Origin of the sequence: Clostridium mobile (genome assembly GCF_018918285.1) — a bacterium.
GTDB lineage: Bacteria > Bacillota > Clostridia > Clostridiales > Clostridiaceae > Clostridium_AW > Clostridium_AW mobile.
This window is the reverse complement of record NZ_JAHLQF010000003.1, coordinates 691,591-716,785: the sequence shown is the minus strand read 5'-3', so window position 1 is coordinate 716,785 and position 25,195 is coordinate 691,591. Positions and strand designations below refer to the sequence as shown.

Annotated in this window: 24 protein-coding genes, 1 tRNA gene, 1 riboswitch and 1 other annotated feature; of the genes, 4 read left to right on the top strand and 21 right to left on the bottom strand. The window is 30.0% G+C overall.

Going from position 1 to position 25,195, the window contains the following annotated elements; all coding sequences use genetic code 11:
* Nucleotides 1-8: 8 nt before the first annotated feature.
* From ymfI to KQI86_RS15015, 17 genes are all read right to left on the bottom strand, one after another.
* Nucleotides 9-740 carry an elongation factor P 5-aminopentanone reductase gene (gene ymfI, locus KQI86_RS15095; RefSeq protein WP_216440173.1) on the bottom strand — a complete coding sequence of 244 codons (732 nt, stop codon included), beginning with the start codon at nucleotides 738-740 and terminating at the stop codon, nucleotides 9-11.
* A gap of 14 nt (nucleotides 741-754) precedes the next feature.
* On the bottom strand, nucleotides 755-1,771 hold the full coding sequence (gene hutG, locus KQI86_RS15090) for a formimidoylglutamase (protein WP_216440172.1): 1,017 nt from the start codon (nucleotides 1,769-1,771) through the stop codon (nucleotides 755-757).
* Nucleotides 1,772-1,880: 109 nt separating this feature from the next.
* Nucleotides 1,881-2,129 carry a DUF3892 domain-containing protein gene (locus tag KQI86_RS15085; protein ID WP_216440171.1) on the bottom strand — a complete coding sequence of 83 codons (249 nt, stop codon included), beginning with the start codon at nucleotides 2,127-2,129 and terminating at the stop codon, nucleotides 1,881-1,883.
* Nucleotides 2,130-2,186: 57 nt separating this feature from the next.
* Nucleotides 2,187-2,822: a tRNA (guanosine(46)-N7)-methyltransferase TrmB gene (gene trmB, locus KQI86_RS15080; RefSeq protein WP_216440170.1), complete on the bottom strand. Its 636-nt coding sequence runs from the start codon at nucleotides 2,820-2,822 to the stop codon at nucleotides 2,187-2,189.
* 69 nt (nucleotides 2,823-2,891) lie between these two features.
* Nucleotides 2,892-4,028 (bottom strand): ABC transporter permease, encoded by a 1,137-nt coding sequence (locus KQI86_RS15075; protein WP_343216185.1) that lies wholly within the window; start codon nucleotides 4,026-4,028, stop codon nucleotides 2,892-2,894.
* Between the two features lie 15 nt (nucleotides 4,029-4,043).
* Entirely contained in the window at nucleotides 4,044-5,159 is a 1,116-nt protein-coding gene (gene sagH, locus KQI86_RS15070; RefSeq protein ID WP_216440168.1) for a SagH family ABC transporter permease subunit, read from the bottom strand.
* 11 nt (nucleotides 5,160-5,170) lie between these two features.
* Nucleotides 5,171-6,106: an ABC transporter ATP-binding protein gene (locus KQI86_RS15065; RefSeq protein ID WP_216440167.1), complete on the bottom strand. Its 936-nt coding sequence runs from the start codon at nucleotides 6,104-6,106 to the stop codon at nucleotides 5,171-5,173.
* Nucleotides 6,107-6,211: 105 nt separating this feature from the next.
* On the bottom strand, nucleotides 6,212-6,841 hold the full coding sequence (locus tag KQI86_RS15060) for a response regulator transcription factor (protein WP_216440166.1): 630 nt from the start codon (nucleotides 6,839-6,841) through the stop codon (nucleotides 6,212-6,214).
* A 23-nt stretch (nucleotides 6,842-6,864) separates the two neighbouring features.
* Nucleotides 6,865-7,971, bottom strand: a complete 1,107-nt coding sequence (locus tag KQI86_RS15055) for a sensor histidine kinase (RefSeq protein WP_216440165.1) — start codon at nucleotides 7,969-7,971, stop codon at nucleotides 6,865-6,867.
* A 20-nt stretch (nucleotides 7,972-7,991) separates the two neighbouring features.
* A complete protein-coding gene (locus KQI86_RS15050) occupies nucleotides 7,992-8,639 on the bottom strand; it encodes a site-2 protease family protein (RefSeq protein ID WP_216440164.1) in 648 nt (215 codons plus the stop codon).
* Nucleotides 8,640-8,735: 96 nt separating this feature from the next.
* Nucleotides 8,736-9,764: a hypothetical protein gene (locus tag KQI86_RS15045; RefSeq protein ID WP_216440163.1), complete on the bottom strand. Its 1,029-nt coding sequence runs from the start codon at nucleotides 9,762-9,764 to the stop codon at nucleotides 8,736-8,738.
* Between the two features lie 14 nt (nucleotides 9,765-9,778).
* Nucleotides 9,779-10,792, bottom strand: a complete 1,014-nt coding sequence (locus KQI86_RS15040; RefSeq protein WP_216440162.1) for a phosphodiester glycosidase family protein — start codon at nucleotides 10,790-10,792, stop codon at nucleotides 9,779-9,781.
* 385 nt (nucleotides 10,793-11,177) lie between these two features.
* Entirely contained in the window at nucleotides 11,178-12,554 is a 1,377-nt protein-coding gene (locus KQI86_RS15035; protein WP_216440161.1) for a PhoH family protein, read from the bottom strand.
* Nucleotides 12,555-12,666: 112 nt separating this feature from the next.
* Nucleotides 12,667-12,741 (bottom strand) — tRNA-Glu (locus tag KQI86_RS15030).
* Between the two features lie 64 nt (nucleotides 12,742-12,805).
* Nucleotides 12,806-14,089 (bottom strand): branched-chain amino acid transport system II carrier protein, encoded by a 1,284-nt coding sequence (gene brnQ / locus KQI86_RS15025; RefSeq protein ID WP_216440160.1) that lies wholly within the window; start codon nucleotides 14,087-14,089, stop codon nucleotides 12,806-12,808.
* A gap of 231 nt (nucleotides 14,090-14,320) precedes the next feature.
* Nucleotides 14,321-15,043 (bottom strand): gamma-glutamyl-gamma-aminobutyrate hydrolase family protein, encoded by a 723-nt coding sequence (locus tag KQI86_RS15020; RefSeq protein ID WP_216440159.1) that lies wholly within the window; start codon nucleotides 15,041-15,043, stop codon nucleotides 14,321-14,323.
* Between the two features lie 13 nt (nucleotides 15,044-15,056).
* Entirely contained in the window at nucleotides 15,057-15,887 is an 831-nt protein-coding gene (locus KQI86_RS15015; RefSeq protein ID WP_216440158.1) for a GHMP family kinase ATP-binding protein, read from the bottom strand.
* Between the two features lie 140 nt (nucleotides 15,888-16,027).
* Nucleotides 16,028-16,202, top strand: a riboswitch (cobalamin riboswitch).
* 93 nt (nucleotides 16,203-16,295) lie between these two features.
* Here KQI86_RS15015 and KQI86_RS15010 point away from each other — a divergent pair.
* The 3 genes from KQI86_RS15010 to KQI86_RS15000 are packed head-to-tail and all read left to right on the top strand — an operon-like array spanning nucleotide 16,296 to nucleotide 19,163.
* On the top strand, nucleotides 16,296-17,237 hold the full coding sequence (locus tag KQI86_RS15010; RefSeq protein WP_216440157.1) for an ABC transporter substrate-binding protein: 942 nt from the start codon (nucleotides 16,296-16,298) through the stop codon (nucleotides 17,235-17,237).
* Nucleotides 17,238-17,286: 49 nt separating this feature from the next.
* Entirely contained in the window at nucleotides 17,287-18,339 is a 1,053-nt protein-coding gene (locus KQI86_RS15005) for a FecCD family ABC transporter permease (RefSeq protein WP_216440156.1), read from the top strand.
* Entirely contained in the window at nucleotides 18,339-19,163 is an 825-nt protein-coding gene (locus KQI86_RS15000) for an ABC transporter ATP-binding protein (RefSeq protein WP_216440155.1), read from the top strand. Before KQI86_RS15005 ends, KQI86_RS15000 begins: the two co-directional genes overlap by 1 nt.
* 23 nt (nucleotides 19,164-19,186) lie before the next feature.
* On the opposite strand, the gene KQI86_RS14995 is transcribed toward KQI86_RS15000, so the two are convergent.
* The 3 genes from KQI86_RS14995 to KQI86_RS14985 form a co-directional block, all read right to left on the bottom strand.
* Complete coding sequence (locus KQI86_RS14995; protein WP_216440154.1) at nucleotides 19,187-19,783, bottom strand: DUF3793 family protein; 597 nt, start codon at nucleotides 19,781-19,783, stop codon at nucleotides 19,187-19,189.
* A 219-nt stretch (nucleotides 19,784-20,002) separates the two neighbouring features.
* Entirely contained in the window at nucleotides 20,003-21,025 is a 1,023-nt protein-coding gene (gene asnA / locus KQI86_RS14990; RefSeq protein ID WP_216440153.1) for an aspartate--ammonia ligase, read from the bottom strand.
* Nucleotides 21,026-21,105: 80 nt separating this feature from the next.
* Nucleotides 21,106-21,355, bottom strand: a binding site (T-box leader).
* Nucleotides 21,356-21,539: 184 nt separating this feature from the next.
* On the bottom strand, nucleotides 21,540-22,385 hold the full coding sequence (locus tag KQI86_RS14985) for a patatin-like phospholipase family protein (RefSeq protein WP_216440152.1): 846 nt from the start codon (nucleotides 22,383-22,385) through the stop codon (nucleotides 21,540-21,542).
* A gap of 293 nt (nucleotides 22,386-22,678) precedes the next feature.
* On the opposite strand from KQI86_RS14985, the gene KQI86_RS14980 reads away from it, so the two are divergent.
* The gene (locus tag KQI86_RS14980; RefSeq protein ID WP_216440151.1) at nucleotides 22,679-23,374 is read left to right on the top strand and encodes a stage II sporulation protein P; all 696 of its coding nucleotides are present in this window, start codon (nucleotides 22,679-22,681) and stop codon (nucleotides 23,372-23,374) included.
* Nucleotides 23,375-23,466: 92 nt separating this feature from the next.
* On the opposite strand, the gene KQI86_RS14975 is transcribed toward KQI86_RS14980, so the two are convergent.
* Nucleotides 23,467-25,191 (bottom strand): phospho-sugar mutase, encoded by a 1,725-nt coding sequence (locus tag KQI86_RS14975; RefSeq protein WP_216440150.1) that lies wholly within the window; start codon nucleotides 25,189-25,191, stop codon nucleotides 23,467-23,469.
* Between the last annotated feature and the right edge of the window lie 4 nt (nucleotides 25,192-25,195).

Sequence of the window (25,195 nt, the reverse complement as noted above, 5' to 3'; positions counted from 1 at the left end):
CAATATGTTTATATCATACCGCCATCTATGGTTATTATTTGACCAGTTATATATTTTGAAGAATTACTGCATAAAAACACTACTGCTTTTCCTATATCCTCACACTCTCCAAATTTACATAGTGGAATTTCTTCTTCAAGTCTCTTTCTATCTTCTTCAGATAACCAACAATTCATTTCAGTATTAATTACCCCTGGAGAAATAGCATTAACCCTAATATTAGAAGGTCCCAACTCCTTAGCTAGTGCCTTAGTAAAGGAGTTTATCCCTCCCTTTGATGCTGAGTAAATAACCTCACAGGAAGCACCAACCTCTCCCCACATGGAGGATATGTTTATTATAACTCCTTCTTTTTTTTCTAACATATATGGTACGGAATTACGACAACAATTAAATACTCCTTTTAAATTTGTATTTATAATGTCATCCCAATCCTCTTCTTTAAAATCTATAAAAAGTCCTACCTTGGAGATTCCTGCATTATTAACCAATATATCTAGTTTACCAAATTTCCTTATTATATCTTCAATCATTTTTTTAGAGTCTTTATAAGAACTTACATCACATTTATAAATCTCCCCGTATCCCCCTAGACTCTTAACTGCATTTAAGGTTTCTTTTGCGGAATCTTCATCCTTTCTATAATTAATTATTACAGAATATCCTGCTTTTGCAAGTTCTATTGCTATTCCTTTGCCTATGCCTCTAGAACCACCTGTAACTAGTGCTACCTTATTCATTTTTACACTTCCTTTTAGTAAATATCACAATCATTCATTCTGCTTAATGTATTAATTAGAGTAAAAATTATGGATGCAGCCAAGTTCGCAGTAACATTATCTGAATCAAACCTTGGTGAAACCTCTGCTATATCGAAACTCACTACCTTATTATATCTTAAAATATATTTTAAAAATATTAAAGCTTTTTCTGGATTTAATCCTAATGGCTGAATAGCACTCACTCCTGGTGCAAAAGCAGAAGAAAATACATCGGTACATATGGTTACATAAATATAATCCTGATGCTTAATAAACTCACCTAACTTTTCCATGACATTCCAATTATCACTATATAAAACATCCTTAGCTAAAATATATTGAACACCTAGCCTTTCTGCTGTCTTAAAAAGCTCTACAGTATTGCTGTGCTTTTGAACTCCAACACAAAAATATGAATAAGGTAAGCTTTCCTCCTTACATATATCTGCTATTTGCCTAAACATAGTACCTGAATTGCCTCCATTTGGGTAAGGTCTTATGTCGAAGTGAGCATCAAAATTTATTATACCAATTTTAGGTTTATCCTCAATTTTCTTAATATTATTTAATATTCCACTATAGTTTCCAAAGGCGGTTTCGTGTCCTCCTCCCATTACTATTGGGAATAAATTTAAATCTAAAATTTTATCTACACATTTTGAAAGTAGACTTTGACTCTCTTCTAATGTTATATCTTCACAATATACATTTCCCATGTCAAATATCTTCACTTCTTCATTAAAGCAACAAGGTAAGTTAGCTAATTCCTTTCTAATGCTTTCAGGTCCTTTGGAAGCTCCCCCTCTTCCTTTGTTTCTCTTAACCCCTTCATCGCAACAAAAACCTATGAGAGCAAAACCTAATTTCCCTGTAAAAGGAGTTAAATCCTCTCTATTTAAATCAACACATTCTATCCACTGATGCCATCTAAAAGCATCAAAATTAGTTTCACTATCTATTCTTCCCTGCCATATTTCCTCATCTAAAGCTCTGTAGTTTTTATCAAACATTTTATCCTCTCCCATTTTTAACTTTACATATAGATTATATAATAATAAAAAATTATAGGCTACTGATAATTATATCAGCAGCCCGTCTTTTTTCAGTCTTCTATTACTCTTACTCTTCTACCACAGGTAAATTTTTTAGATAATTATATTTATCATCATCAGGTAAACTTCTTAAAAATTCATTTCCTAGTTTTGCTACTTCAGGAGACACTCCCTTTATAGCAGTTTGTCTTGACATAAAAACTGCCTGCTCTTTAGATACTGTCTCTCCGCTATCTAAATTATATGCTGTGATGACTCCATCATCACCTCTAACTACTCCTACAATAGTATGACCAAATGTATGATCAAAATACATAAAAAGCACCTCCAATTTCATTTTAATAATATTATTTCCTTGGAGGTGGATAAAATACTATTTAACTTTTCCTATCAAAAACATTATTTTCATTCCTTGTGAGGAAAATTTCTCTTCATATTCTGTCATTATATTTTCTTTAAAGCCTGAATTGTGTAAATCATAAGTTACATATTCTAAATTAAATCCTGCCTCTTTAAAATATTCTTGTGAATCATCAAAAAGGTCTCTATCATCGGTTTTAAACCAAACTTCACTACCAGGTTTCAAGAATTTTTTATACTCATTTAAAAAATTAGTATGGGTAAGTCTTCTTTTATTATGTCTATCTTTAGGCCATGGATTGCAGAAGTTTATATAAATCTTTTCTACTTCATTTTCTTCAAACACTTCACTTATGAACATTATATTTAAAGGTATAATTCTTACATTAGTCAATTCTAGTTCTTCAACTTGTCTTTTAACATATACTAGTATTTCATCCTTTAAATCTACGGCAACATAATTTGTATCTTTAAATTTATCTCCTAACTTTGAGATAAATCCACCTTTTCCACATCCTAATTCTAAATGTATAGGATTTTCATTTTTAAATTCCTCTCTCCATTTACCCTTATAATCTCTTGGGTTAGTTATTATTAAGTCGGAAGCTTCCATCTCTGGCCTTGCCCACCATTTTTTCCTAAGTCTCATACTATTCCTCCATATTCTACTCTATATAATACTTAACTTCATCTATTATAGCATGACTAAATATATTAATTAAACAAAATTTTCAACTTTATCGTCTACATTCATTTTATATATGGCTATAAGAAATAAAGCTAATGCAAAAGACCAAAGTATTATAATATTTATAAAGACCTCTTTAAAATCTACTCCATGCTGTAGTTTGTTTATGGCCTCAATTGCCCACTTTTGAGGAATGAAATTGCTTACCCTCTGTAAAGTTTTAGGCATTAAAGATGTCTCCCAAAAGCATCCGCCTAACATAGAAGTTGGAATAGTTATTAGCGTAGTTAAATTACTCCCTTGGGTGGAGGACTTGGCAAATGCCATGACAACCATACCTATACCTATGGCTGACAGTCCAAAGCTCACTAAAATTAATATCATTAAACTATCAGGTACATAAGTATTTACTTTTATTACTTTTTTAATAAATAATAATATTATAATTACTTGAAGAAAAACCACAAATAAATTTGCTAATACATTGGATAACACATAGGTTTTAGAGCTAATCGGTGATGCGCATATTCTATAATAAGTTCTATTTCTTCTCTCTTTTATCATTAATCTAGATACATTTCCTGTAGCGAACATCATAAACATTATTAGAAGTCCAATACCGGAATAGGTTATCCCTATATTAAGTGAACTATCCTCTAATATTTCCTCTTTAATTTTAAGGCTCCCATCTTTATATCCATCATAAAGCTTATTAAATTTATTTCTGTCCCCTTCTGAAGCTTTACTTATATCCATCAAATTCTTAATATATATATTACTGTAATTCTTTATAAGGGCAGTAGCCTGTTCTCCTTTTATGGAATACATGTATATTCCATTAGAGTTTTCTTCATATATACTATTGGTAAAATCCTCTGGAATAATCATAATGCATTCTATTTTTCTATCTCCTATCATATCCTTTAATTCATCTTCACTACCAGTAATAAATTTAAATCTTTTAGTAGATTTGAGGTACTCTATCATATCATTAGCTAATACCTGATTGTCTTTATTTATCAAACCTACATTTATCATAGAGTTAGTAGAAGCACTACTGTTATAAATATAAAAAGAAGCTACAAAACTTAGCATGGGTATTATAAAATAAATTATTATACTACTTTTTTTCCTAAAAACATTTTTTAAGGTATTAGTAAATAACACTATAATATTATCCAATTAAATCACCTTCTTTTTATATATTAATGATGAAATAGTTAAAAATAATATAGCTACACATAAGTTTATTATTATTGCAGTATAAGCAGTTGAATAATTATTAGAATATATATAATCAAAAATTCCATCGTTTGTCCACTTTAACGGAGAAAGTTTACATATGATATTAAGTGCTCTATTATTATAGCTCTCAAGTGGAATATATCCTCCTCCTAAAAATGTCATTATAGGAACTATCATATTTAATAAGGAACTAGATAAAGTCTCCTTATTTGTCATAAATGCAACTCCAACTCCTAATGAAATAGACATAATAACTTGAGAAAATATTAAAATATAAATTAAAGTCATGTTTTCTCCCCAATAGGTCTTAAACACATATTTTGTAAACAATATAACAATTAACCCTTGTGAAAATGTGGCTATTACACTACCTAATAACTTACCAGTTAAAATCTCATATTTACTAACTGGAGCACACATTATTCTATTAAAAGTATTTCTAATATACTCTCCTCCTATAGAAAATGAACCTACTAAAGAACCATACATTATTATCATAGTTAACATGGTAACTGCGTAGTAATCTAAAGCTCTAGGCTTTTTCCCCTTTTCCATAGTACTTTCTTGTACATAGTTAAAATCATTATCCTTTAATATTTTCTCTAAGCTTTTAGGATTCTCTAAGGATATTTCTCTTATAGCATTATACCTCTCCACATAACTTTGAAGTATTGTCTCTATTAAATCTCCCTTAAAACTGTATACGCTATTTTTATAAAAGATTATCTCTCCCTTATCTTCATTTACCTCTATATAACATGTGTAAGAGCCATTCTCTATTTTTTTTAACGCTTCCTCTTTAGATTGTATTTGCTTACTTTCAATGCCTAAATCTTTTATGGTTTTTAAAAATTCATTAAAGTTATTATTTTTACCTTCTATGCTATAAAGCACTTTATTATACTTAAAAGTAATTGAATTATTAAAGGAGCCTGATAAAGCATATCCTAGTATCAATATAATAGCTATAGGATATATCACCATCATAATCATGGAATGTTTATCTCTTAAATTATGTTTTATTTCTTTTAGGGCTATCGCAAATAAATTCATAATCTCCTCTCCTAATGCCTTAATTTTCTTCCTGTAAGGGTTAAGAATACCGTTTCTAAGTTAGGCTTATTAGACTCTACATTTTGTATGGATAGGTTATTTTTTGTAAAATACAATATTATTTGTTCCATATTATTTATATCCTTGTTACTACTTATCTCTACCTTATTATCTTTTACCACCACTTCATTAACCCCTGGAATTTTTCTAATTTCCTTTTCATTTATACTACTTAGAGAATCAATGGTTATTATTATTCTTTGCTTATCCCAAACAAGAGACTTTAGCTCATCCTTAGTTCCCTCTGCAATTAGTTTTCCATGATCTATTATAGCTATTTTGCTACATATCTCCTCTACCTCTTCCATGTAATGGCTTGTATATATTATAGCAGAGCCAAGACTGTTCAATTTTTTTACAGATTGAAGAATATGATTTCTTGATTGAGGATCTATGCCTACTGTCGGCTCATCCATTATTATAAGTTTAGGTTTATGAGCTAAGGCACAGGCTATATTTAATCTCCTTTTCATTCCTCCCGATAGTTCACTGGGAAATTTTTTTGTTTTATCTCCTAGTTCCACAAATTCTAAAGCGGTCAAAGAATTTTCTTTTAAACTACTACCTTTTAGTCCATAAAGGCTACCAAAAAACTTCACATTCTCAAATACCGTTAAATCTTCATATATTGCTATATCTTGAGGAACTATCCCTATATTACTCTTTATGAATTTCCTCTCACCACTAATATCCTTATTAAATATTTTTATTTTTCCATTATTAGGTTTCAATAGTCCACATATTATATTTATTATAGTGCTTTTCCCGGCACCATTAGGCCCCAATAATCCATATATTTCTCCCTCTTCTATTTTAAAATTCACATTATCTAATGCCACAAAGTTTCCAAACTTTCTAGTTAAACTTTCTATAGCAACTATACTCATAAATTCATCTCCTCACATCTTTATCTACCTTATATAATTATATAAAAAAAATGACTTCTCCTTTAGTATGGAAAGTCATTTTTTCTTATGACAAAAGTCATATTATTAAATATTACCTTTTAAATAACTAATAGCTATCTGTGTTCTATGTTCTAACCCAGTTTTATCTAATATAGATGTAATATAATTTTTAACCGTACCTTCTGATATATATAGTTTTTGAGCAACTTCTTTATTAGATAAACCCTCTGCTACAGCTTCTATAATCTCTACTTCTCTTGTTGTAAAAATTCTTTCATCAAGTTTTATTTCTTTTTTATTATCTATTAATTCTTTAACCTTATCCATGACTACATCTTGAAAAACCGTATTGCCTTTATAAACAGTTCTTATTGCATCTATTATTTTATCCGGAGAATTGTTTTTAAGTATATACCCCTTAGCTCCATTCTTTATGCCATTAACTATATATTCATCTTCGTCAAAAGTAGTCAATATTAAGCATTTAGTATTTGTGTTTTTAACTATTTCTCTTACTCCATCTACTCCATTCAAAACTGGCATTCTTACATCTAAAAGCGCTACATCTATCTCTTCTTTTATACATGTATCTAAAGCTTCTAGACCATTTTCCACGGCTCTAATAATTTGAATATCATCATACATGGTAAGTATTATCTTCAAACTTTCTCTTATTAAAGAATCATCATCTGCAATTAAAACCCTAATAGCCATAAAAATCCCCCTATAAACAAAATTCAGCTCTCAACGGGAAGTATAATTACTACAGAAAAGCCTCTTGACCCATCTACTATAACTTTTCCTCCCATGCTTCCACATCTCTCTTCAATGCCCTTTAAGCCCATTCCCTTTCTAAAATTAAAGCTTCCCACTCCATTATCCTTAATTTCTGTTCTAATTATTTTATTAAAAACCTGTAAATCTACAGTTAACTTATTTCCTTTTGAATATTTTATTGTGTTTGTTAAACATTCTTTTATATTTTCCTCTATAACCTTCCATTGTCGGTAAGTTACATTTTGAACTTCACCCTGAAACATAAATGTATGTTTTATGTTGCTGTTAGATGTAAATTCTTCCAATAACAGTTTGATTTTATTAATACCAACTTGTTCAAAAGGAGGTTTTATATTTCTTAGGGTAACTCTTATACTTTCCATTCCTTCACTTAGTACAGAGATTGTATTGTCCATAAGGGTAATGCTCTTTTCTTTATCTTTTTCCATAAGCATTTTTGAAGCTTGAAGTTGAAGTATGCTACCTGAAAGTGTATGACCAATTTTGTCATGTATTTCCTGGGCAATTTTATTTCTTTCTTCTAGTTTAGAAGTATATATTATTTGACTTTCATATTCTGCATCCTTAATAATTTTGCTTTGCATATTATCATAAGACAATTTTAAATTATCGTTTTCCTTCATCAATTCATCTATTCTATCCTTACTTTTTATAAGCAAGGAAAATAATAAATAGGTGGCTATAGATATAAACAAATACTCTAATCTACTATCCTTTTCCATAAATATGGTAGTGGCAATGATAGATATATTTAAATATATATTATCAACGGGAATTCTATACATCAGTTCAAAAAGATTTATTGGTAACAAAAATAGAAATAATGGGGTTATATAGACCCCAGATACAATTAAAAATATGCTGATTACATTTCCCAAAACAATTTTTGTGTTTTTATTTTCGCTAATGTATAGCAACATACTTATAGCGATGTATAACAATAAAAATAATACTGTTAATTCATCTCTTTTTTCATATAATGTAATGTATTTTAAGGAAGAATAAACTAAAATAATAAGTTTATTTAATATTATCCACTTATCCATATAAATCCTTCCTTTACAAACTAAATATTAAATATTTTTGCTATAAATCCAAAAAGTGCATTAGCAGGAGTGTGTACTAAAAGCCCTGAAATCCCTGGTATCACTATAAATAGTATTAGTATTACAGTTTGATAAGGATATATTTTTTCATAAATTTTATAAGTTTTTGCAGGAAAAAGATCTCTTAAAACATGAAATCCATCTAAACCTGGCAATGGCATCATGTTAAAAAAGGCCAAAGTACAATTTAATTGTATTGTTATATATAAAATGCCAATTAGCAAATCGATAACAGGATTAAAATATAGATAGTGTGGCAAAAACTTATTTACAACTGACAGAATAGCAGCCACCACCACGGCAACTAGTACGTTAGCTAAAGGACCTGCAATTGAAACCTTTAAATCGTCTTTATAATAATTTTTAAATACTCTTGGGTTTACTTGTACAGGTTTTGCCCATCCAAATCCAGCAAGAATAATCATAATAAATCCTAGTGGGTCTATATGCGCTAATGGATTTAAGGTCAATCGTCCTTGAAACTTAGGAGTTTTATCTCCTAATCTATCAGCCACAAAAGCGTGGGCATATTCATGAAATGTAAATGCAATTAATATAGCTGGAATCATTAATATTTTATATGTCAATATATTCACTAATAAAATCATCCTCTCTTAATATCAATGTAAAATTATTATATCATAAAGTTATAAAGCAAAACTACTAAGATTTGCCCCTGAGAACATCTTAGTAGTTTTTAATTTTTATTTAAATGCCGTCTTAATTAGCTTGCCATCTTTTATAGATGCAACACCACCACTATATACTTGAAGGAATCTACCAGAATAAGAATATTCTTTTCCTGTAGATATTTCCTTAATTGCACCTTTTAGATTGTCATTTATAACAATCTTTCCTCCACCTAATATAAATATATCCTCCCTACTTGCAGGATCTACTAAAGGCATAACATTCCATTCACTTGTAGGTGTCTCTAGACTTCCATAGTATATTTTTGATATTTTTTCGTTTTCTAATGCTCCTATATAAACATTATCGTCATCATCAACACCAAGTAATCTTGGACTATCTACACCTTTTATTTTTATTGAATTTTCCCTACCAGTAGCATAAATCTTGTCATAAGTTGTATCTTCATAGACAAGCCTATCTTCGTTGTGCAGAATAGCAATCTCTCCAACAAAGTCAGATTTTAAATATAAATTTTTTAGTTGTTTATTTATATCTATCCAATAAAAACTACTTCTTCCTCCGCTTCTAGAGACTTTTACATATATTACATTAGTAAAAATAGAATATTGTATATCTTCAACCTCTGAATTTTCATCTGACCAGGTTAAATCCTTTATTTTATTCTTTTCATCTCTATCAACATCATAGTAGGATAATTTTAATCCACTGCTTTTACTAGAATTGTGTTTCTCAGCTATTAACATTCTATTTCTATCTGGAAGCCATTTATAGAAGGATATATCTATTCCTTCTTCAAAGGATACTTTTTTCTCTTGCCCATCTTTTGTATTTATAACCTTTAATTGTCCATCTATATAATATGTTACATACTTACCGTCAAAGGATAGGCTAACATGTTCTGCTCCTTCCGGTATGGGTACTTCTATATCCTTTTTACTATCTTTTTCTTTTTTTTCTACTTTCTTAAACTTCACTGATGTATTTGTTGATAGATATACTTTCTCAATATAAATAAAACCAATTATTTGAATTACTAACGAAAATATTATCCAAGTAATTATCCTCTTTGTAGACTTCATCTTTTCCTCTCCTTCTAAGGTGTTACATATACGACGGAAGGTATAGCTCTTTCACCTAGTGGGTTACAAGGATTATTAATTACTTCTCCATCATAATACATTGTGGCAGAAGACCCACCATCTAAATTAGTAGCACTCATAGCACCGTATTCTAGCATTATATCCTGTACATCCCTAAGAGTAGCCCCTACACTGCTAACCTGTCTTCCATCTATAACTAATAAAAGTATAGCTCCATCTTCTCTTTGTCCGATGGCAGTTCTAGGAGCGATTCCCCATCCACCATCACCAGATTTTATAGTAGGTTTTCCATTTACTACTAAAGCAGGACCAAAGGTTATAGCTTCTTTAGCATTTAAGTCTCTTAGTTCATTTAAACTATATTTACCAACTAACAACACACCTTCTTCAGTAATAGCCATTACATCATCTTTTGCATCTGGGTTGCTGACGTCATTAATCATTTTTCCATCGTTCATAATTATTCCAACAGGTTGTCCTCCTGTACCTGTCCAGTTTCCATCTGAATTTTTATCAACAAAACCTCCAGCATTTATAGCTGCAATAGCATTGTTGTTTCTAGCTATTTGGCTTGTAAGTTCTCCTAATCCCTTTGATAGTTTACTACTATAACCAACCTTTACTCTAGTAGGATCATGTACTACTAACATATAACCCTTAAATTTCTTTCCATCTATATCATATCTTTCTATATTAGTATCATGCTTATTGTTAAACTTTATTTCCCCTATTCCTTTTCCTTGATCAATAACTTCTACAACATCTTCACTTAAAATTTCTTTTATTTTTTTATCTGATAAAAAAGTAGTAGCTATATATTGATGACTTAATGTACTCATAGCTGCTCCAACTATTGTCTTTCTTACATTTTTAAAAGGTCCATAGAATAATATTAATGGGGCTGTAATACCCGTGAATACAAACTCAAATATCAGAAAAAACATAAATATTTTAAAAGAAAATTTCTTTTTTTTCTTTATCTTCTTTATTTTTTTCTTTCTCTCCATATTTCAACCTTTCCTTTCATTCTTTCCTCTGATTAAACATATAATAATCATTGTACAATAAATATGTACTTTTTTAAATAGTAATCATTGTATTTATACGTATTTATTCGCAAGTAAATTATTAATTTTCTCTAAACAATTTAATATTTTTAATAAATTTATTCATAATCTCCTTTTTAATATGTAGCAGACCATTGATAATGGAGGATTTTCCATAGAACTTTTTTCTTTCAAAAAATTATTACAATATAAAAAAGTTCTTGAACTTTCGCCAAAAACTTTTAATTTTAAAGGATTTTGCCTAAGCAAAATCCTTTTTCTCTATTTTAAACTTTGAATCTTTGACTTTCCACTTTGAATTTTCAATTCTCTACTCTCTGTTAAATCAAAGTCTCTTTGACGCCTCATATGCTAGTGGTGATCTCTCACATTCATCATATTTTAAGGTTATTTGATAACAAAGTTCACTACCCTTCATTTTCTCTGAAGCGTAGCAAAGTCCATTAGATCTAGAATCTAGAAATGGATGATCTATTTGATCTGGATCTCCTATGAGCATCAACTTTGTCCCTTCTCCTACACGAGTTACTATTGCCTTAACTTGTTTTGGACTTAGGTTTTGAGCTTCATCTATTATTACCCAATTTTTTATAATGGATCTTCCTCTTAAGTATGCAACAGCCTCCGTTGTAATTATCCTTCTATCGAAAAGTTCTCTTATTTTATCTGCCAGTTCCTTTTCATTTCTATATCTTTCTTTCTCATCTGAATCTACAAGTATTTCTAAATTATCAAAAACTGGTCTCATAAAAGGAGAAATTTTCTCCTCCTCTTTTCCTGGTAAGTATCCTATATCTTCATCCATAGTTACATTAGGCCTACATACTAAAATTCTTCTATATTGGTTTGTGTCTTCTTCTAATATTTTATTTAATCCCACTGCTAAAGAAAAAAGAGTTTTTGCAGTTCCTGCAGGGCCTTTTATTATAACTAAAGGCGCGATATTAGCGTCAGTGTACAAAGCTTCTAGCATAAATTTCTGCCCCACATTTCTAGGATTTATGCCTAATGGACTCATTTCCTTGTAATACAAAGGTACTACTTTTTTACCGTCAAATCTTCCTAATGCAGTTTTCCTTGGATTATCAAGGGAATGTATTATTATAAATTGATTTGAATAAAGGTTAGGGACCACGTATTCCTCAGTTATGGAGGAGTAATATACCAAATCCTTTATCTCTATAAATTTACTTTGGTAAAATTGATCCACCTTCTCTGAGGAAGCATACAAATCTGTTCTTCCTGTATATTGACTTTCATGCTCAGGCACTACTTTTTCATAGAAATCTTCAACGTCTATATCTACGGTGTCAGCTTTAATCCTTTCAAATATATCCTTAGTAATTAAGCATACATCCTCACCTAGTTCTTTTAGTCCCTTACATAATTGAATTATTCTATTATCAGGTTTAGTTTTATCCCAGGATATTGGAATCTCAGTATGTTGATGATTCATCTCTACTCTTAATTTCCCCCCTCCTGGCAGAGGAACTCCCTTGTTTAGCTTTCCTTCTTTTCTTAATTTATCTATTAGTCTTGACGCGTATCGTGCATTAGCTCCTAAATCATTTTTATCTTTCTTAAACTTATCTAATTCTTCTAATACCACTTCTGGTATTACCACATCGTGTTCCCCAAAGGAGAATATAGCACCAGGAGAATACAGTAAAACATTAGTATCTAGCACATAAGTCCTCTTCAATGGGCATTCCTCCTCTAATTTATATCATTGAATATTTAATAATGGAGCTAATATATACTATGATATAAAACAAAAAAATAGACTGTGTAAAAACTTCAGTCTATTTTTTATGTGGCAGCCCCTAGGGGAATTGAACCCCTGATTCCACCGTGAGAGGGTGGCGTCTTAACCACTTGACCAAGAGGCCATATATAATTCATTTAATTTAATAATTATATAACCTGTATGGCAAGTTGTCAAGTCTCAAGAAACTATTTACTTTTATCTTTATTAAAAAAAATTCCTCCGATTATTCCTCCAACTATTGCAGGTAATATCCATGAAAATCCTCCTTCATAAAAAGGTAACATTTTTATGGCATCACTGAAAACATATGTTATTCCTGCAGAGTTTAAAGAGTTAATAAGGCTAACTATCATAGCTCCATATACAGCTCCAGAATAAATTCCTTTATTTACGATGTATTTTGAAAACATAGATAAAACTATAAGCACTATTACTACAGGGTAAATAATTTGAAGTATTGGTATTGCTAATTTTACTATAGATTCTACTCCATAGTTAGACATAATAGCACTTGTCACACAAGCTAATAGAACTATTGTTTTATAACTTATTTTATTTTCTAATAATTTGTTAAAATAATTTCCAGTAGTTGCTGTTAAACCTACAGAAGTTGTAAGACACGCTGCTGCTATTGCCCCTCCGAATATTATTTTACTACTATTACCTAATAACCTTTGGCTTATGAATACAAGTATAGTTGTTCTAGTAAAATCTTGATCTGCTATTCCGCTAGCAGTGCCGCCTATATATAATAATCCTAAATACACTATACCAAGGCATACAGATGATACTATTCCAGCCTTCATTATTATATTTATTTGAGTTTTTCTATCTTTATATCCTTTTACAAATAAATCTCCTATGAACATTTGTGCTAATATTATGGAACCTAATGCATCCATGGTTTGGTAGCCCTCAGTAAACCCCTTAGAAAAAGCCCCTTCTATGTTTGTATTTACAGGCGTTCCAATAGGGAATAAAATTCCTTTAACTATTATAATTCCTAAGGTAATTAATAAGAATGGAGTTAAAATAGCCCCTATTCTATCTACTACAGAAGATTCATTTACTGCTAAAATATATGTGATACTAAAAAATATAATAGATACTACTATTGAGTTAGCATTTGGAAATAGAGGAAGAACCCCTAATTCAAAAGTTGTAGCTCCAGTTCTTGGTACCGCAAATAAAGGCCCTATTGATAACATTATTATGGAACATAGTATTTTACCAAAGGTTGGTGATATTTTGCTTGTTAAATCCTCTGTCTTTCCCCCCGATAAAGCTACGGACATTATTCCAAATAAAGGTAAACCGATGCATGTAATTAAAAATCCTAATCCAATATATCCCCATTTATCTCCTGCCATATATCCTAATGTAGGTGGAAAAATTAAGTTTCCCGCTCCGAAAAATGTAGAGAATAAAGCCATACCCGTTATTAATATATTTTTTAAATCTTTACTCATCCTTTGCCCCCTCATGTCTATTAAAAAAAGTATTCATACTCAGAGTAACGAATACTTTACACTATAGTCAACTATTTCGACATAAATTATTACATATTTTGATAATTATTTTATAGAAAAAGCCCATAATATACAAGTGGAACTTTATGTCACCAACGTAATATATTAAGAAATGGCATTATCTTTCGTATTCTTTCTTCAGTTTTCTTATTTTCATTTTATAAATATATCTTATTCATAAACATTTATAAATTTATGAAACAACTCCTTCATCCCTTTATTATTTAAGTACATTTTCTCAGGATGCCATTGAACCCCAATTATAGTTCTTCCTTGGATATTTTCAATAGCTTCAACTACTCCATCATTAGAAAAAGCACTTATTATAAAATTGGGTGCTAAACCTTTGATAGATTGATGATGAAAACTATTTACCTCTTCTTCTTCTCCTAATATAGAATAAAGCTTAGTATTATCTTTAATTTTTATCTTATGAACAGCTACATCATAAGCTGATTTTTGAGAGTGTTGCAAATAGAATTCCTTAATCTCTGGTATATGTTGATATAATGTACCACCATAAGCAACATTTATAGATTGCATTCCCCTGCATATGCCAAAGATAGGCTTATTCAATTCCTCACAGGCTTTTATAATCATAAAATCATAATTATCTCTTTCGGGAATAATGGTACCACCATTTATTATAGATTCCTCACCATAATAAAATGGATTAATATCCACTCCTCCAGTTATTATGACTTTATCTACTAATTTTATCTGTTCCTTTACCTTATAATAGTCATCTGTAAATGGAAGTATTATAGGTACCCCTCCACACTCTTCTACCACATTTAAATAATCCTTATTTGCAAATATTCTATGGTAGCTTGGAAATCCTTCCTCACTATGAATTTCTAGATTACCAACAACTCCAATAACTTTTTCCCCCATGATTAAATCCCCCTTATATACTTTTTAATGCTTTCACTTCATAAATTTTATAATCTTTAAGTTGATCTTTATATTTTTCTAAAGTTTTAAAATCTACTTCTCCTTCATATATTATGCCTAATGCATCTCCACTATGAGCCCCAATTATTCCATACCCTTTAATTTCATCTTTTATTTTTAATATCCTATCTAAAATATCATATTTTAATCTCTTACTATTTCTCTTTATACTCTCTGTTGAACAATATGCTATTTTTTTTATATCTTTATATTTTACTCCTTCTTCAAATACTTCTATTAAATCCTCTACATTGCTTAATGGTGGCAGTGGCCTACTGTTAAATTGTACTGTATCCACTACTTTATTTCCTTCAAAAACTAAAATATTAAATTCTATGTATTCACCTATTCCTTTTTTATATAAACCTTTTTTATAGTCAAAAATAGTCATTTCATTAAAGATTATACTATCTGTAGGTTCAATATTTATGCAATGTTTTTCTATCTCCCTAGGGTTATACTCCTTATTAAAGAATTTTAAAAGTCCATGATATACTCCACATAAATCTGCTGTACTGCTAGCAAATCCTTTACCTGTAGGAATATTTGATTTAATTTCTATATCTAAAACATCGATGTATTTTTCTTCTCCCCAGTCCTTTAGTAAGTTCTCCATAAATCTACATGACTTAAAATAACTATATTTTAAGTTTGAATTTTTACTTTCAAAAATTTTTACTTCTGTATACATATTAATAGGACAAGAGCATAAAATATCTTTATCACCAATCTTACCTTGAATGATTTCACCAAAACTTGCAGGGTAACGTACTACAACCTCCATCATATATACTCCTCAAAATTTATTATTTTAACTTTTATTTTAACAATGGATTCACCCTCTGTAAATAGGATTTTAGCTATATTGACAGCTATATGAATAAGTGTTAAACTCGAATTTAGAACAAAATTCAATAAAGTTTAATTAAGAATTAACTTATAGGTACCCTTAAGGGTTTAATAGGGAAAGAAGTTAAATCTTCTGCGGTCCCGCCACTGTGATGATGAGTCATTAGCATTGTCCACTCAATATTTTGGGGAAGGAGCTAAATAGACGATGAATCTAAGCCAGGAAATCTGCCTATAACGTCTAAACGCTTAGCTTACGTGGATAAGCTAATGGTTTAAAATTTTAAGCCGTTATCTTATGATAAGGGTTTTTTGTTTTTTTAAAATTTAAGGAGGAAGTAGAATGACCAAACTCAAAAAAATTATTATAGGAATTTTATCACTAATTATTATAGTTTCACTAACAGCCTGTGGAAAGGATGTAAAAAACGAAAATGAAAACACTACTAAACAGCCAGTAACTACAACATATCCTTTAAAAATAAAAGATTCTTATGAAAGAGAAGTTACTATAGACAAAGAACCAGAGAGAATAATATCCTTAGGACCAAATATTACTGAAGCTATCTACGCCTTAGGTAAAGGAGATAAATTAGTAGGAAGAACAGATTTTTGTGACTATCCAGAAGAGGTAAAGTCTGTTGAATCCATCGGCAGCTTACAAACTCCAAGTATTGAAAAAATAGTTGATTTAAACCCTGATATTGTAATAGCTTCTACTCACTTTCCAAAAGACGTACTTAAAAAACTTGAAGATTTAGGTATTAAAGTTGTTGCATTATATGGAGAAGAGAGTTTTGATGGAGCTTATAATACTTTAGAGAAAATGGGTCAGGTATTGAACACCAATGATAAAGCAAAAGAAGTTGTAGATGGAATGAAAGAAAAGGTAGAATATGTTACATCAAAAGTTCAAGGAAAAGGAACTCCATCCGTATATTATGTAATAGATTTTGGCCAATATGGCGATTATACCGCTACTAAAGAAACCTTCATACGAAATATGATAGTTATGGCTGGAGGTAAAAATGTAGCAGATGATGCAGAAGGTTGGAAATACTCTGTTGAAAAAGTATTAGAAAAAAATCCTGATATGGTTATAGTATCAAAATACTTCGACACTAAAGAAAGAATCAAAGTTGCAACTGGATATAAGGATTTAGATGCGATTAAAAAAGGTAATTTATTTGAAATTGATAATAATATGTTAGATAGACAAGGGCCGAGACTGGCTGACGGCTTAGAAGCTTTAGCTAAAATAATTCACCCTGAGGCTTTCAAATAATATTTAATTATATTTAATAATATTTAGGATTAAGAAAAGGAGAATTTTCATGTCTTATATTAACAAAAGAAAACATTATAAATTTTTATTAATTATATTAGTAGTTATATTGCTAGTTATTACAGTAATGTCCAGTACCTTAGGAGTGGCAAATATAAATTTTTATCAAAGCATGAAAATTCTTTCTTCAAAGATACCTCTCTTCGGAAAATATATAAATTTAGAAGGCATATCTTCCACTCATAAATTAATTATTTTAAACTTAAGATTGCCAAGAATTATATTAGCTGCGCTAATAGGAGCTGGTTTATCATTAGTGGGATGTGTTTTTCAAGCCATTTTTAAAAACCCTATGGCAGATCCCTATATATTAGGAATTTCTTCCGGTTCTGCTCTAGGAGCCTCCATTGCAATTACACTTGGTTTAAACATTACATTTTTAGGACTAAATGGAGTTACCTCCTTTGCTTTCACTGGAGCTATGCTTACCACATTATTAGTATATAGCATAGCAAAAACCGGTACTAAACTTCCAACCAACACATTACTATTAGCCGGAGTTTCTGTGAGCTTTCTATTATCTTCAATAATTTCTCTTATCATGATTTTTAATAGAGAACAGGTTGAGCAGATAATATTTTGGACAATGGGAAGTTTAAATTCAGCAAATTGGAAAGCTGTTCTTTCTCTATTACCTTTTATTTTAATTGGAGGATTTCTAATATTTATATTTTCAAAGGATCTAAATGTAATGCTAACAGGAGATGATACCGCATCTTCTCTAGGTGTAGAGGTAGATAAGGTAAAGAAAATATTGCTTGTGATTTCATCAGTAATCATAGCCGCTTGTGTATCTGTGAGCGGAATAATTGGGTTTGTAGGATTAATAATTCCTCATATGATAAGGATTATAGTTGGTCCTGACCATAGAGTATTGCTTCCTTTTACAGCCTTAGGTGGAGGAATCTTCATGATAATCTCAGATACTTTAGCAAGAACTTTGGCACCACCTGCAGAAATTCCTGTAGGTGCAATAACTTCAATTTTTGGTGCTCCCTATTTTATATATCTTTTAATAAAGAATAAAAAGAAGGTGATGTAATGGCTGGAGATAACTCACATTCAGTTGATATAAATAATTTAAATTATTCCTATGATGACAAGCAAATACTGAATGGTATAAATATAAAGTTTGAAAAAGATAAATTTTACAGCATTATAGGACCTAATGGTTCTGGGAAAACCACCCTTCTAAAAAATATAGGTAGGGCATTACCTGTAAATCAAAGCTGTATTTACATCGACGGTAAGGAAATAAATGATTATAAAACCAAAGATTTAGCTAAAAAGCTATCCTCAGTACCTCAAAATACAAATATAGACTTTGATTTCTCTGTTTTAGATATTGTCCTTATGGGTAGAGCTCCTTATTTAAAAAGATTTGAAAATGAAGGGGAAAAGGATTTATCTATAGTTAAAGAGGCTATGGAGATGACAAATACCTGGCACCTTAAAGATAAATTCATTAATCAACTTAGTGGTGGCGAACGCCAACGAGTGATTATAGCTAGAGCCTTATCTCAAAAAAGCGACATAATTTTATTAGATGAGCCTATTTCTAATCTAGATATTCAACACCAAATTGATATTCTAGATACGGTTAAATATTTAAATAGAGAAGTTACTATTATAGCTGTACTCCACGATTTAAATTTAGCTGCACAATATAGTGATTATTTAGTTTTATTAAAAGAAGGCAATATATCCTCTCATGGAGTACCAGAAGAGGTATTAACGGAGAATAATATACAGAATGCATATAATATAAAAACTTGCATAATAAAAAATCCCGTTACAGGAAAACCACATATAATTCCCATAAGTAAAAATTATATGAGAGAAGAATTATTAATAAATGTCCTTTAAACAAAAATACAACCTTGGTGATATTAATTACTCCAAGGTTGTATTTTTTCTCTAACATCTCTTAACACTTTAATTTTAGCTTCATCATAAGATCTAAACGTCTCTAAAGCCTCTTCCAAATTATAATATACCTTCCAATATCCAAAGGTTATAAAATCCCTTTCTGGGTAATCCATAAAGGCTTCCACATCCTCTAAAGGTATACCTAAAAATATTCCCATTTCATGAGGACAAAAATCCTCATATCTTTTCTTCATTAATTCCAAGCATTCTTCCAAGGACATTTCTTCATTATATCCAAATCTATTTAGAAAAAGGATGTTTCTATGATTAAATATGTGTTCTTCTAATCTATCTTTTCTATAAAAAATAACCGTATACACATCTCCTGTATCTTTAATAGTAAACGCATCAATATTATAGTTCTCTAAAAATTCATTATTATATCTTTTCCACATATCATATAAATTTTTGTTATTTCGAGAAAAAGTTAATATACAAGAGGGTTTGTTCCCATTAATGACAGGTGCTATATTGTATGCCGTCATATAAAACATATAGTCTTTTTCTTCTAATTCATTTATCATTTTTAATGTTGATATAATTTCAAGTTGACTCATAGTAACCACCCTTTCTTTATTGATAATGAATATCAATTTCAATTATACTACATAAATTCAACTTTGAAAATATCTTTTATTATATTATTTGCATTAAAATTATTATTGATACACTTATCTTTAATCTTTTTTAAAACCTCTTATTCTAAATTCCTAATGTGATAATATAAGAGAGAAAATAAAAAGGTTAAGAATCTTATAAGACTCTTAACCTTTTTATTATAAAATATTTATTCCCTTTTCTTCACAGAATTTAATCATATCTTCAGGCCATATGGATGATTGAACTTCACCAATATGTGCCTTCTGTAAAAAGAACATACACATTCTTGATTGCCCTATTCCTCCACCTATTGTGTAAGGTAGCTTCTTTTCTAATAATAATTTATGGAATTCTAAATTCATTCTCTCTTCACAGTTAGCTAATTTAAGCTGTTTTAATAACGCTTCTTCATCTACTCTTATTCCCATAGAGGATAACTCTAGAGCCTTTCCTAAGATTGGATTCCAGAAAAGTATGTCTCCATTTAATTCCCAATCATCATAGTCTGGAGCTCTACCATCATGTTTTTCACCAGAGGTTAGAGTTTTACCTATTTGCATTAGGAATACTGCTCCTTTTTCCTTAGTTATAGCATCCTCTCTTTCCTTTGGAGTTAATCCTGGGAATAAATCTTCAAGCTCTTGAGAGGTTATAAAGGTTATTTCTTCTGGAAGATTTTTTTGTAAAAAAGGATATCTTTCAGTTACTTTCTTTTCAGTTTCTTTGAAAGCTTCATATATTTTTCTTACTATATCCTTTAAATAGCCCTCATTTCTATCCTCTTTTTTTAATACCTTTTCCCAATCCCATTGATCTACATATATTGAATGTATATTATCTAAATCTTCATCTCTTCTTATGGCATTCATATCTGTATAAAGCCCTTCATCTGCATCAAATCCATATCTATATAGGGCCATTCTTTTCCACTTAGCTAAGGAGTGTACTATCTCAGCTGAAGCCTCATTATCATCCTTTATTGTAAAGGATACAGGTCTTTCCACACCGCTTAGGTTATCATTTAATCCTTTATCACATCTAACAAATAAAGGTGCTGATACTCTTATTAAATTTAATTTATGAGCTAATGCTCTTTCAAAAGTATCCTTAACACATTTTAGTGCTATTGCAGTTTCTTTTAAACTTAAATCTGTTTTATAATCTTCTGGAATTATAAGTCTCTCATTATATTTACCCATAGTCTATTGCTACCTCCTATATTATATATAATGTTTTTATAGTGCACACTATTTTTAAAAACAAAAAACCTCTCATCCCATAAAGGGACGAAAGGTATATATCTTCCGCGGTACCACCCTGATTAGCTTTAAAAAAGCTCTTCTCGTACTAAGAATATCTATCAATACTCTCCCTTTTTAACGGTTGGGATCCGTCTAAGCCTACTCTCCTTAAGGATTTTGGTTAGAGACTCAGAGATGTTCTTCAGTATAACTTTCGTATAGGGCTTCCACCATCCCCCATTCGCTATGACTACCTTTTATACTTACTCTTCTCCTCACAGTCTTTGTTTAGGACAAGTTAATTAATTAAATTTCATTATATAGGTTATAATTTATATTGTCAATAGCTTTCCCAAACTTTATTTATTTATCCCATAGCTTAGCATTATTAATTTATTACTAAGTGCTACTAAGCTCCTAGATTAGTTCAGCTAAAGCTCAGATAGATTTAAAACTCTATTTAAACTAAGCTTCACTTTACCCAGTCTAATAATGTCTCATACCTTTTCTCTATATCCTCATAACCTATTTTATATAAGTTCTCCAACTTTTCTTTATTTCTTTCTATTCTTCCTACCTTTAATCCTACTTTAGGTCTTATTATAAAAACTTTACCCTCTTCTTCTAATTTTTCTATGTAATCTAGAGTTTCATTGTAATGCTTATATCTATCTAATATGGCCTCAATTAAATTATCATAACCTGAATAAACTCTTTTTAATAATCTCTTATGTTTAAAAGGTTCCTTTCTATATCCTTTAGGTCTTGTCAGCACTATTATATTTCTCTCAAATCCATCTTTCATAGACTTCTTTACAGGAATAGAGTCTGCAATTCCACCATCTAATAATAATCTATCTTTATACTTTACTATAGGGGATATAAAAGGAAGGCTAGCTGAAGCTTTTACTACGGTTAATATATCTTCATTATCATCCTTATAAAAATATATTGGTTCCCCTGTCTTACAATCTGTAGCTACAACTACAAAGTTTTCTTTTGCCTCAGAAAAACTATGAAAGTCAAATGGATTTAACTTATTAGGTATTTCATTATACATAAAATCTAATCCAAATATACTTTTACATTTCAAAAAGTTTCTATAGCTTATATATCTAGGATCATTTATATATCCAATAGTCACATCTTTATTTCTTCCTATTTGTTTTGATATGTAGGATGTACCATTGCAAGCCCCCATAGATACCCCTATAACATATGGAAAATACAGATTTTTTTCCATAAAGAAATCTAACACTCCTGCTGTATATAATCCTCTCATTCCTCCGCCTTCTAGCACTAGTCCTATTTTTTCCATATTACTCTCTCCTCTTTATGTTATCTATCTTTTATTTTTTCCTTTTTTTATTTAAAATCACAATAATATTATACCTCTATTTTTTCGTAAACTTGAAGATTTCTTTTATAAATTTACATGTACTTAATAATTCATTCATAATTTTATGTTTATCTTTTTTCAATGGTTATAAATCCACTCTAACCTGTTCATAATATAAATGTAACCATAATTTATGGAAATACATGAATTAAAATAAAATTTGTATATATTTTTACAATATATATGAGAATTTTAAAAGGGAGTTGATAACAATGAAAAGATCTCAGAGAAACATAATTATTGCAATATCACTTTTTACATTAGTTGTAGTAGTAGGTTTTTCCTATTCAAAATCACGAAAAAAAACAGATATGATAAATAATTCTACTGACTTATCAATGGAAGTCAATAAAACCACTACAGAATCAAGCCTTTCTCCTATAGTTATATATAATACCCATGCAGATGAGGAGTATGCCTTTGGAAAAAAGGTTACTGATATTGGAGCAATTATTAATGATAGTCTTATAAAAGAAGGATTAAAGAGTAGCTTTATAGAATTAAAAGCTCCAAAATCCTATACAGAGTCATACTCTAATTCCCGTGAAGCCATAAAAAACAATGTTGAAAATTATGACAAAGTCATATTATTGGATATACATAGGGATATCGTCGACTCTCCAAAAACAGCTAAAAGTGATATTACCATTGTTCTTTCTAAAAATAATCCTCATTACGAGACAAACAAAAAACTTGCTGATTTGATTGTAGAGGAAATAAATAAGACAGAAAAAGTAAAGGCAAATATATATTTATACAATAATGGGGTTGATTATTTTAATCAAGACTTATCTAAAAACTCCCTTCTTGTTGAAATTGGTAACAATACTTCAACTATTGAGGATGTTAACGCTTGTATTAATGCACTTGTTTCAGCCTTTAAAAACCTTAATATTAAATCTTCTTAAATGGAATCTAATAGAATAAGTAGGGACTTTTGCAACGCAAAAATCCCTACTTATTCTTTAACTTTTCACTTTTGATTCTTCTCTCTAAAAAACTATTCCACTGAATTTAATTTATTCATTATTACTTCTTCCATCACTTTTAGCTTATTTTCGCTTTGCTCTAGAGTCTTATCTATAGAATACATATAAATTTTTATTTTTGGTTCAGTACCTGAAGGTCTTACAGCATACCAAGAGCCATCTTCTAATATGAATTTTAATACATTGGATTTAGGTATTTCACTCTTGCTTTCTTTGTCAGTTGTTAAATCATATTCCATGCCTTTTTCTAAATCAATGTATTTAACTAGTTTAGCCTCTCCTATAACCTTTGGGAATTCTTCTCTATAAACTTTCATCATTCTAGATATTCTTTTTTGTCCTTCTACCCCTTCTAATACTAGCGATATTAGTTTTTCCCTATAATATCCGTGTTCTTCATAAACTTCATTTAACACATCTATCAAAGTTTTTCCTAAAGTTTTATAATATGCAGCAGCCTCACATAATAACATTGAAGATATTACTCCATCCTTATCCTTTACAAAGTCTCCTGCAACATACCCTATGCTTTCTTCATATCCAAATATAAATTTATGATTACCTTCTTTTTCTAACTCATTAGCCTTTCCACATATATTTTTAAATCCTGTTAATGCTTCAAAAGTTTTAACTCCATATTTTAGTGCTATAGCCTTTCCTAAATCTCCAGTAACAACGGATTTTACTATGAAAGCATTTTTAGGCAGCTTCTCTTTATCTTTCATACTTTCAACTATGTATTTTATTAATATAACTCCAGTTTGATTTCCGTTAAAAGCTACATATTCTCCAGTTCTATCCTTTACCATTATAGCTAATCTATCACAGTCTGGATCTGTAGCTATTAAAAGTTCTGCTCCCACCTTTTTTCCTAGTGCTTCAGCATATTTAAATGCCTTTACATCTTCAGGATTTGGATATCCTACTGTGGTGAAATCTGGATCAGGATTTTCCTGTTCAGGAACTACAAATATATTATTAAATCCTCTTTCTTTTAAAACCCTTCTTACAGGTACATTCCCTGTTCCATTTAAAGGTGTATAAACTATGTGTATATCTTTATCAATCTCTTCTCTTAGGCTTAGGCTCTTTACTTTTTCTATATATTCATCATCAATTTCTTTACCTAGCATTATTAAAAGTCCTTTTTCTTTAGCCTCTTCTTCACTTATCATCTTTATTTTATTAAAATCATTTATATTATTTATTTTTTCTGTGATAGGGTCTCCAATACTAGATAATATTTGAGCTCCATCTTCCCAATAAACTTTGTACCCATTATAATCTTTTGGATTATGGCTCGCTGTAACAACTATACCTGATATAGTATTTAATCTTCTTACAGTATAAGAAAGCTCTGGTGTAGGTCTTAATCCTTCAAAAAGATAAGCTTTTATCCCATTAGCTGCTAATACCAATGCCGTAGTTTTAGCAAATACATCTGAATAATGTCTGCAATCATAAGCTATAGCTACTCCTCTGTCCATAGCTTCTTTTCCATTTTCCACTATGAAGTCAGCAAGTCCTTGAGTCACTTTAGCTATTATGTACTTATTCATTCTATTTGTACCAGCAGCAATTTTCCCTCTTAAACCCGCTGTTCCAAACTCTAAATTTCTATAAAATCTATCTTCTATCTCCTTAGGATCATCCTTTATACTCTCTAATTCTGCTCTGGTCTCTTCATCAAAATATTTGTTATTTAACCACTCTTCATAAACTTTCATGTAATCCATAATA